This is a genomic window from Massilibacteroides sp., from assembly GCF_028705895.1.
In the GTDB taxonomy this organism is placed as follows: Bacteria; Bacteroidota; Bacteroidia; order Bacteroidales; family Tannerellaceae; genus Massilibacteroides.
This window is the reverse complement of record NZ_JAQWCQ010000079.1, coordinates 1-11,129: the sequence shown is the minus strand read 5'-3', so window position 1 is coordinate 11,129 and position 11,129 is coordinate 1. Positions and strand designations below refer to the sequence as shown.

The 11,129-nt window shown below is 36.9% G+C and carries 6 protein-coding genes and 3 pseudogenes; 1 reads left to right on the top strand and 8 read right to left on the bottom strand.

Annotated features, from left to right (window positions below; genetic code table 11):
- Positions 1-209 precede the first annotated feature (209 nt).
- From PHT93_RS14285 to ruvB, 7 genes and pseudogenes are all read right to left on the bottom strand, one after another.
- A pseudogene (locus PHT93_RS14285) lies at positions 210-1,124 on the bottom strand (RagB/SusD family nutrient uptake outer membrane protein); the annotation flags it as partial.
- Positions 1,124-1,861, bottom strand: a pseudogene (locus PHT93_RS14280) (TonB-dependent receptor plug domain-containing protein); the annotation flags it as partial. The pseudogenes PHT93_RS14285 and PHT93_RS14280, both read right to left, overlap by 1 nt.
- Before the next feature lie 509 nt (positions 1,862-2,370).
- Positions 2,371-3,315 carry a FecR family protein gene (locus PHT93_RS14275; protein WP_300244252.1) on the bottom strand — a complete coding sequence of 315 codons (945 nt, stop codon included), beginning with the start codon at positions 3,313-3,315 and terminating at the stop codon, positions 2,371-2,373.
- Positions 3,316-3,396: 81 nt separating this feature from the next.
- A complete protein-coding gene (locus tag PHT93_RS14270) occupies positions 3,397-3,951 on the bottom strand; it encodes an RNA polymerase sigma-70 factor (RefSeq protein WP_300244249.1) in 555 nt (184 codons plus the stop codon).
- 401 nt (positions 3,952-4,352) lie between these two features.
- Positions 4,353-6,488: a S46 family peptidase gene (locus PHT93_RS14265; protein WP_300244246.1), complete on the bottom strand. Its 2,136-nt coding sequence runs from the start codon at positions 6,486-6,488 to the stop codon at positions 4,353-4,355.
- Positions 6,489-6,536: 48 nt separating this feature from the next.
- Complete coding sequence (locus PHT93_RS14260; protein WP_300244244.1) at positions 6,537-8,030, bottom strand: oligosaccharide flippase family protein; 1,494 nt, start codon at positions 8,028-8,030, stop codon at positions 6,537-6,539.
- A gap of 3 nt (positions 8,031-8,033) precedes the next feature.
- The gene (gene ruvB / locus PHT93_RS14255) at positions 8,034-9,059 is read right to left on the bottom strand and encodes a Holliday junction branch migration DNA helicase RuvB (protein WP_300244242.1); all 1,026 of its coding nucleotides are present in this window, start codon (positions 9,057-9,059) and stop codon (positions 8,034-8,036) included.
- A gap of 175 nt (positions 9,060-9,234) precedes the next feature.
- On the opposite strand from ruvB, the gene PHT93_RS14250 reads away from it, so the two are divergent.
- Complete coding sequence (locus tag PHT93_RS14250) at positions 9,235-10,860, top strand: sulfatase-like hydrolase/transferase (protein WP_300244240.1); 1,626 nt, start codon at positions 9,235-9,237, stop codon at positions 10,858-10,860.
- Positions 10,861-10,947: 87 nt separating this feature from the next.
- On the opposite strand, the pseudogene PHT93_RS14245 reads toward PHT93_RS14250, so the two are convergent.
- Positions 10,948-11,129 (bottom strand): annotated as a pseudogene (locus tag PHT93_RS14245) (ribonuclease H); the annotation flags it as partial.

Sequence of the window (11,129 nt, the reverse complement as noted above, 5' to 3'; positions counted from 1 at the left end):
TTGAGGAAAAGTAATTGTTTCCATGCTATCTTACTTTTGAGGTTCGTTTGAACACAAAGGTAAACCATAGAACGAGAACTATTTACATCCTCTTGGGTGACTTTTTGGTCATGGAGGTTTCATAGGTAATGATTTTTAAGATAAACCTTACCAAGTTTTTTTCTTGGAAAGGTTTATTTTGAATTCTAATGTATTTTAAATGAATAAAATCATTGCCACCCAATATTTTGAGGTAATAATTGTGGATTTCTACTTAATTCTCCTGTTGGTATTGGATATAAATAGAGTTTATCATTCCACTTCCGACTTTTGCCTTCCTCATATAAATAATTATCATTCGTATAGTTAGGATAAACAATAGCATAATGTTCTCCATCTGTTTTTTTTCCCACATACGTCATCACATTATTTAACAACTCTCCAGCTTTCCATCTCTTAAGATCATCCAGTCTAAAACCTTCTCCTGCAAGCTCAATCCGTCTCTCTCGACGAATTTCTTGTAATAAAGGAGTAAGTTCATATCCCCATTTAGGCCAATTAGGATCAATAAATCCAACGTCTTCTATTAAATGTGGCATACCAACACGATCTCTAAGTTTATTTACTGTCATATCTAATACTTGTTGATTACATTCTCCTAATTCTGCTTTTGCCTCGGCGTAATTTAGTAATAATTCGGCATAGCGATATAATATACCATCATAAACATTAGTATTTGTTTCAAAAGCTTTTACCGTAGGTACTAAATATTTAATACTCTTATACCCAGTATAACAATTGATCGAAATAAATTCATTTTCATTTTTAATATAAATTGTATCGTTATCATCTGAGATACTAAAAGGGAAATCGTAAGTTAAAATATTCTGCTTAAATCGAGGATCTCTATTTGCAGATTCTTTTTTCATATTTTCATCCCCCTCATATAATCCACTAAGACTTATAGGTCTCCCGTCTATGCATAAGTAAGCATCCACAAAATCTTTTGAAAACCCACTTTTGGCTTCAGTCAGATTCCGACTAGTATTGTGTTTTCTTAAAGGATCACTATATTCTATATAAAATACAGCTTCTTTTAAATTACTTTTATTCTCCATCACAAATAATTCATAATAGTCTTTCTGTATTGCCATGAATCCATATACCTTGGACGTGTTGTTGGTGAATTTATTGATAAATAAGTATCAAGATTAACCTGAGTGGGTTGCTCCTTCTTTCCCTCTTTTGTGGTAATAAGTATAACACCATATGCAGCCCTGGCTCCATATATTGATGCGGAAGCAGCATCTTTTAATACTGACACGCTTTTTATATCTTGTGGGTTTAATAAATTTGCATCCTTCTCTACCCCATCAACCAGAACTAATGGAGTCCCACCGTTTATTGAAGTATATCCTCTAATGTTGTATGTTGAGCCATCTCCAGGACGTCCACTTGTTGAAACATTAAGATTCGGAATTGTTCCTTGCAAGCCTTGCCCTAAATTCATTATAGGACGATCCTTTAAAACTTTATCATCCACTACCGAAACAGCTCCTGTCAAATTTGCCTTTTTTACTGTTGCGTATCCCACTACCACCACTTCATCAAGCAGCTCGGTATTTTCTTTCATTGTTAGTCTTAAAGCTTCTTGACCATCCCATCGTATTTCCATCGTCTGATATCCTATATAGGAAAGAAGAAGTACTGATTCTGGTAAAACCTCTATCGTAAAATCACCATTTATGTCCGTTATCGTTCCTGTATTTGTACCTTTTAAAGATATACTGGCTCCTATGATCGGTTCTCCCTTTTCGTCAACAATATTTCCGGTGACTTTTTTCTTTTGAGTCTGTTCTGGATTAGGTCTTTTCATTAGCATAATGCTGTTCCCCTCAATAGCATAAACGATATCTGTGCGATTGAAGAGAGTAAATAAAACGTTTCGGACTGTTTCATTCTGAGCGTTTAGAGATACTTTATCATCCATTCTTATTTCATTCGAGTTATAGATGAATAAATATTCCGATTGCTGTTCAATCTCACGCAGCAGTTCTTTCATTTTTATATTATTGGCATTAATATTCACCTTGGCTTCCTGCGAATGGGCGGAATCGGCAAATACTGCTGTAACAAAAAAGAATAAAAAGATTACGGATAGTTTCATACATCGTGAAATTCTTTTAAAAAGTCCATCCATACAAAACGGACTTTCTTCAAATGATTTTTTTTCCATACATTTGTCGTGTTGTAAATAAGTTAATACTATCAAATTCGTATTGTTTGTCAACGTATTGACTTTACAAACCGGAAAGTGTTGCAAGCGCTTTCCGGTTCAGTTGTTTTCTCATCTTTATTTCATAGGCTTTTCTTTTTTTAGATTTATCTTTTTTAGTTAATTATTATAATGTTTTTTTCGTAGTCTTTTTCATATTGAAACTCATGTCGTAACTGCAGAACTTTTAAGACATGTTCTGCTCCATCTTTAACTCTAAATTTTCCTGTATAAAAATCATTTAATATTTTCTTGTTATTCACGATTATCTTCACTCCATAATAATTCTCCAATTGACTTAAAATGCTTTTTACAGATTCATGCTCAAAGACAATCAGACCTTCTCGCCACAAGAACTTATCATGGCTTTCTATTTGAGATTGGATAAGTTGACCATTCGCATAATACACCCTTTCATTCGGAAAAAGTTTAATCGTATTATCTGCGTCATCGCTAAAAATCTCTACTGCACCACTAAGTAAAGAGGTTTCAAATATCTTTTTATCCCGATTTGTTTTAACATTAAATTCTGTACCTAAAACTCTTATTTTATAATCTCCTGCATTGACTATAAATGGCTTATTGCGATCTTTAGTAACTTCAAAAAAGGCTTCTCCCTGAAGTTCCACATTACGCTCCTTTTTACTAAACTCTTTAGGAAATGAAAATGTAGAATTCCCATTCAACCAGACTTTTGTTCCGTCATCTAAAATCAACTCAGCTCTTTGAGCTTCGGGAACGTATATTTTCTGCATTGGTGCTATAGGTTGCGGAGTTGTACTCTCTATATAAAGGGTTACATAGTGGTAACTAATTATTCCTAAAAGGAAGACGGACGCAATTTTCAAAAGATTAGCTACTATCCGGAACGCTTTTGTTTTTTGTTTACCTTGCTTAGACTGAGAAATAGAATCTCCCCATAAAGAGGCATCATAGATATTTCTTTTAAATAAGAACTCTTGCAGATTCTTTTCGTCAGAATCAATCCATGATGCAAATTCTTCTTTCTCCTTCGAGGAAGCCTTTCCTTCTATATATCGAAATAATGTTTTATTTTCCATACTTATACTTTTATTAAGCCTTAACGGGGCTTAACATAATAGAAAACGATTGAAAGAAACAACCTACTATCTCCCCATTTGTTAAAAAAGCAAAAACATCACAATCGGAAAATAGTCTTTTAGATTATTTTTCAGAGCTTTCAGTGCTTTTGATATATGATAATCAACTCCTTTTACTGTTATGCCTAATATTTCAGCGATTTCCTTTTTTTCCTTGTTCTGAAAACGACTCATTTCAAAAATTTCGCGAGTTTGTTTTGGGAGATGTATAAGAGTAGCTTGAATTATTTCTTGTATATCAGACTCAAATATTTTTTCCGGATTAGAAGCTTCAAGAGTTGAGATTCTGATTTCTAATTCACGTTGTCCAAGGTATGTTAAATGATTAAGGCTTTTCTGTTTTACTGCTTCATGTTTTAAAAAATCCAATGATTTATGTTTCAGAAGAGTAAAAAGAATAAATTTTGGATTATCTATTTTTTGAGATTTAGACATCTCCCAAAGTTTAATTAAGGCTTCGGAAGCAATATCTTCTGCTACAGAGTCATCGTGAACATATGACTTTGCAAAAAGAAAGCTCCTATTATAAAAAGAAGTATAAAAGTCTTTAAAGCTAAGTGGATCTATGGTATTCATACTATTTTACCACACAATTATTTGAGTAATCTTCCTTGATCACAAAAATAGACATTTTTTTACCAGTTTTTCAAATCTGAGTCCTACGTAGAAACAAAATTAAAATTCTAAGGCTTTTTACAATCATTTATTCCTAAATGTAGTAATAAAATTGGGAAGCCGATATATAAGAAAAATGCCTGTTTTTACACTATTGAAAATCAACGCAAAAACAAGCTCGAAAATATAAAGGATATTTTTGCAAAAATATCCTTTATAATTGGAAAAATAACCTTTATATTTTTTTCTTTATTCTATTGCTGAAAATTGATCTGTTTTTAGTCTTGACCGAAGGCACAAAAAAAGCGTCCCGCAGATTTTACTCCGGGACGCTTTTTTTAAGGTTTTTATTTATTTACTGTTTATTTTGCCAATGTTAGTTCTTCGATAATACGAGGGCATTTTCCCCATTTATCAATAATGAACAGGGCATAGCGGATGTCAACAGCAATACAACGTTGCAAGTCAGGTTCAAAAGCGATGTCTCCACTCATGGCTTCCCAGTTACCGTCGAAAGCAAGACCGATCAAACGGCCGTTTTTATCGAACACAGGGCTACCTGAGTTTCCTCCGGTTATATCGTTGTTTGATAAGAAACAAAGATTCATGCTTCCGTTACCATTACCGTATTGACCAAATTCTTTTGAGCGAATCAAATCAAGGATTTCATCTTGCACCCAGAATTCCGTACTGTTCGGATCTTCTTTTTCAAGAATACCTTTGTCTGTAGAATAGTAATCGTACCAGGCAGCATCATACGGACGATATCCGCCGATTGATCCGTAGCTTAAACGCATAGTGAAGTTGGCATCTGAAGACAATGCCTTTTCCGGATGCATTTCTTTTAATCCTGCGAAATAAAGACGTTCACCTTTAGCGATGTCGTAGCGGGCTTCACCCATGAATTGCTGAATTTCAAACAAAGACACCATAGCGGAAAGGCTAAGCTCTGCTGCGGGATCATTTTTCAGCTTTGCATATTGTTTCGGATTCTTCATCAATGCTTCTACTCCTTCGTAAGTAGAGAGTTTTGTTTTCTTGAATAAATCAGCTGCGTATTTAGCGTAATTTCCTTTATACTTTTTGTCTATTTTAGTATAGATATCGGGCAGATAGCGAGCTGGAACGCGATCTTTTACAACTTGCATCATAGCTGCCAGCACTTTCTGGTCGAGTGTTGCTTCATAATCTTTGAAGAAATTACGAATACGGTCTTCAAGGAAAACATCTAATTCTTCAGGAGTTGAACCTTTCATATCGAAACTTTGTACCATACGAGTCAGGCGAACTATTTCGGCACCACTCATAAATGCTTCTGCCAGATAAGTATAGACTTCTCTATACTCATTAGTTGAGGTATAACCTTTCTCAAGCAAGTTCATTACTTCACCGTATTTCGCTTTGCGATCTGCATTTGCATTTACCCATTTCGTAAAGTCAGCCTCTTCTTGTTGTTTGCGCTCGATTACGTTCAGGTTAGCTAACCCGCGGTTCATTCCAATAGAGTTTTTCCAATAGTTTGAACTTCCCGCATATTTAGATGCATATTTAATACGAACAGCATCGCTTGCATTCATCGCTTCTTTCCAGATAGCTTGTTTTACTTCGCGTACATTAATACGAGGTACATTGCTGTGCTGAATGCGTTGTTGCACTCCCCATGAGCAGAGGTAGCGATCTGTACTTCCGGGGAAACCGATTGTCATAGCGTAGTCTTTATCCTGATAGCCGGCTAAAGAAACTTCTACTACATATTTTGGAGTGTAGGGTTTGTTATTTGCGTCATATTCCGCCGGCTTGTTCTCGGCATTGGCATAAACACGGAACACAGAGAAGTCTCCCGTATGGCGAGGCCACATCCAGTTGTCCGTATCTCCACCGAATTTACCCACCGAACTGGGAGGAGCGAAAGTCAGACGTACATCACGAAACACATCATAAACAACTAAGAAATACTTATTATTATTATAAAAAGGAACTACATCGGCAGTAAGAAATTCGTTTTCACCGATTGAATCACAGATTGTCTTACCAATAGAATCGGCTGCAGCTAAACGCAAATGTTCTTCTGAAATAGACGATATCTGAGAGTTTATACGATCAGATACGTCCACCGTTTCCCGTAAATAACGAACAGAGAGTCCCGGCACTGGCAATTCTTCTGATTTGGACTGAGAGACAAAACCATCTTTCAGATAATCGTGTTCTACACTACTCAATTGCTGTATTGCCCCAAACCCGCAATGGTGATTCGTGAAAACTAATCCTTCTTTTGAGACGGTAATCCCCGTACAGCCACCACCGAAAATAACAACTGCATTGGTAATGCTTGGAGCTGTTTCGCTATAAAGCTGTTCGTAAGAAGGGGTAAAACCCAACTCCTTCATACGTTCCAGATTTTGTTTGTTCAGCTCTTTTATAACCCACATACCCTCATCGGCATGCATTTGACTAATACCTCCAACCAGCAGTAACACTACTGCCCACAACTTCTTCATAAACTTCTTTTCGTTTTTATATTTATATTCTGTAATTATTCTACATCCCTATTTAATAAGACGTCCGATGTAGGGCAACTCCCTTAAAGGCAGGTCTCTTTTTAAGATAAATAAAACAAACAAACCTAATAATACTGTCCGATAAGTTAATCTCAATATCTCGGAATCTATCTCAGGTAACATCCCTGCAGCATAGAGTAAAGCGGCAACAAACATATAAATTGCTGCTGATTTTAAATCATATTTAACAGGAAATTTCTTCTGTCCGATAAAATAAGACAAGAGCATTATTACCAGATTACAAACAAATGACGCCCAAGCACAAGCCATAAATCCATAAGCCGGCACAAATACGACAATAATTAATATCGTAATTACGGCACCCAAGATTGAAAAATAAGCTCCCCAGCGCGTTTGATCAGTCAATTTATACCATAAAGACAAATTGAAATAAATTCCGAAGAACATTTCTCCAAGCATTACGATCGGGATTACTTTCAGACCCGGATAGTATTCGGGAACAACAAAATATTTCAACAGGTCTAAATAGAACATGACTCCAAGGAAGATCAACAGTGCGAAAATAATGAAATACTTCATAGCGTCAGAATACGCCTTCCGGTTATCTTCTCCTTTGTTTTTAGCAAAAATAAACGGTTCGTAAGCATATCGAAATGCCTGAATAAACATGACCATCACTACGGCAATTTTAAAACAGGCACCATATATTCCTAATTGTTCATTGGCATAGTTCTTATCCTCAAACAGGAATGGAAATAATATCTTGTCTGCTGTCTGGTTAAGTATTCCTGCTAATCCTAACAACAGGATGGGGAAAGAATAACTATACATTCGCTTCAGTAGTGGGAAAACCGGTTTTATACCAAAACAAGGTTTCATTTCGGGCACAAGCATCAAAAAGGTTACCACACTGGTAATAACATTTGAAATAAAAATATAACCGATACCATAACCTGAAATATAAAACCAGTCTATCACTCCCGGAAATTGTTTTTGCAGCCATGGACAAATAATCAGGAAGAAGATATTCAGAAAAATATTCAGAAAAATATTAAACAATTTCAATCCTGCGAAACGGAAGGGACGTTTCTGATAACGCAGATAGGCAAAAGGAATACTGCTAACTGCATCTAAGGCCAGGATACCTGCCAACATAACAATGTATTCGGGATTCTGTATATATCCTAACAAGTTACTGACCGGTTGCCGGAAAACAAAAATGGCAACAAAAAAGAAAAGGGAAGTGATCGCTATACTAAATAGAGTGGAAGCATAAACCTGTCTCGGGTTTTCCTCTTCTTTGTTGATAAAACGGAAAAAGCCCGTTTCCATCCCGTAGGTGAGCAACACAAGCAATAAGGCAGACCATCCATACAGGTTCGTTACGATTCCGTAATCAGCAGGCTCAGCCAGTACGCGAACATACATGGGAACAAGCAACCAGTTCATAAACCGCCCGATAATACTACTCAATCCATATACGGCGGTCTCTTTCGCAAGCCGCTTTATTCCTCCTGCCATAGTTTAATCGAATAAAAAGCCCTGCTCGCTCTGCCTCTTACGCCCTAAGTGAGTGTAGGCAAGTTCAGTCACTTCTCGCCCTCGCGGCGTTCGTTTTATAAACCCTTCTTTAATCAGAAATGGTTCATAAACTTCTTCTAAAGTACCCGGATCTTCCCCAAGAGCAGTCGCAATCGTGGTCAGTCCGACCGGACCTCCAGCAAACTTATCTATAATTGTAGTCAATAATTTATTATCTACCTGGTCCAGACCATAGCGATCGATATTCAGTGCTTCAAGAGCAAAACAGGCAATAGCCTTGTCTATTTCTCCGTTTCCTTTTACCTGTGCAAAGTCGCGAACACGACGAAGTAAAGCATTCGCTATACGAGGCGTCCCTCTACTGCGTGAAGCAATCTCTTTCGCTGCATTTAACTCACATCTGACATTCAATATAGCAGCACTACGAAGCACGATCTTCGTCAGTGTGTCCATATCATAATATTCCAGATGCATATTGATTCCGAAACGCGCACGCAAAGGACTTGTCAACAATCCGCTACGAGTTGTTGCCCCAACAAGCGTGAATGGTGACAGATCAATCTGGATCGAACGGGCGCTCGGTCCCTTATCAATCATAATGTCAATACGGTAGTCTTCCATTGCCGAATAAAGATACTCCTCAACAATCGGACTAAGCCTGTGAATCTCATCAATAAACAGCACATCATTTTCTTCAAGCGAAGTAAGTACTCCCGCCAGATCACCCGGTTTGTCGAGTACCGGACCTGAGGTAACCTTAAAGCCAACTCCCAATTCATTCGCAATGATATTGGATAACGTTGTTTTTCCCAATCCGGGAGGACCATGCAACAATACATGATCTAAAGCTTCCTTACGCATACGGGCAGCCATCACAAATACCTTCAGGTTCTCAACGACCTTAGCTTGTCCGCTGAAATCCACAAAAGAAAGCGGGCGAAGTGCATTTTCGTACTCCCGTTCACTTTCAATTACTTTAGGCTCTCTTATATCGAAGTCGTCATCCATTGCTGTTTCCTTTGACTTGCAAAGTTAATAATATACAGCAGACCGTAAAAACCTAACAGCCAAATAAAACTAATACATTTATTCTTATATTTGCGGGGAATTTCTATAATAAACAGAGAAAGATAACTCAGAACAATTCTTTTTCAGAAAATGCCGCGATGGCAAAATGATTTGTATGCTAAAAAAATTAATTCTTGACAAGAAATACACATTGTTGCTGATCTTGCTTATCGTTCTTTATTCACCCGGTTTTTATACATGGGCAGAGAACTTATCGACTAAAGACAAGATCATCGGCTGGACTACTTCATTATGTCTGGGGATATCTCTGTTTACTCTGAGCTGCTTCTTCTCGGGCAAAAAAGAAAAAATTTACCTTGCTGTTCTTTTTGCCTTGTCTATTCTTCCCAATTCTATCGTATGGACTTACTTGTATCTTTCGGATATATATATGTGTAAAGACATGTATTGGGTTATATTCAATAGTAATATACAAGAGTCTGCAGAATACTTCAGCTCATTCATTGGCTGGACTCCTATATTGGCCGGTATAGGATATACTATTTGCGGTATTGCTCTACTCTTGCCTCGACCTTCTAAGCTTTCATTGTCTTTCCGCAAATACAAAGGGGTATTCTCATTGTCTTTAGTCGCACTAATAGCTATAATTTCATTCCAGTATTTGGTCAAAGCCGTTCCTCTTTTCGATTTTTATAAAAGCGGGATATGTTATGTCAACGAAATAAATGAAATGCAAAAAGAAATTGAGATCCGAAAAACACTTTCTATACAAGTAGAAAGAGATCCTTCATTAACTCCGGGAGGTAGGGTTTTTGTCGTAATTATCGGAGAATCTTTATCGTCTGAGCACATGGGATTATATGGCTATGGAAGGAACACAACGCCTAAATTAAGCTCACATAAAGATGAATTGGATATATACACTGATGTGGTTACATGCGATACGCATACGATCGGTGTTCTTAAAAAAGTCCTGACCTTTGCTGATCATAAGCATCCCGACTGGTATATCAAGAAACCGTCTATCGTGGAGTTGTTTAATTGTGCCGGATTTGAGACCTACTGGATATCTAATCAGGAATTAGTCAGCAAGTGGGGCGGAAACTACGGAATAATTGCACAAGAATCTCATCATACCTATGATTTAAGTGTCAGAAAAAAAGGCGATGAGATTATATTACCTCAACTGCAAGAGATTCTGAATGACAGCATCACAAAAGATAAACTTATATTTATACATATGATGGGAAGTCATCATCAGTACAACTGTCGTTATCCGGAAAATTTCAACCGTTTTAATCATCATACAGATCCTCTCCCTCCAAAAGAATTTGCTGATGAAAGAATGCTGACGATTCTTGATGAATATGACAATTCCGTATTATATACAGATTCTATTGTCAATACGGTTATTGATTATGTGGAACAAAAGAATAATTCTTCTTTCGTCTTGTTTTTCTCTGATCATGGAGAAGAAGTTTACGATTACCGGGCAGCTAACGGACATTTCATGACAAACGCATATCCATCACAATGCCGTATTCCTTTTATTCTATGGCGTTCAAATGCCTATCGGGCAGAATCCGATTCATTAGTATTTGATTATACCCGTCCATACAGCAACGAACATTTAATTTATGCAATTTCTGATCTGTGCGGACTTCGCTATAATGATTTTAATCCCACTCTCAGTCTTTTTTCTAAGGCATACGTTATACCGGACAAGAGATTAGTCGGTAACGAAGATTTTGAGAAAGACATTTTACCTAAAATAAAATAGCCCGCTATGCTCATTCATGCGGATATATAACTAAACAAAAAATAAATCGAAAGAAGCCACGAATAAAAATTTAAACAAGCTCTAAAATTATTTCCTCCCGAAATCAGCAGGGATTTCTCCCCACGTGGAGGTTTCCCACTTAATAATTTTGTTTGTATAGGTATTGGCTTGAAGCCATTTTTCTGCTCGTTCAATCAGATCAAAGATTGGTTCGTTCACCGTTTCTCTTTCAAGAAGCGTTTTGCATTTCTTTTTTTGCACCCAAAGGA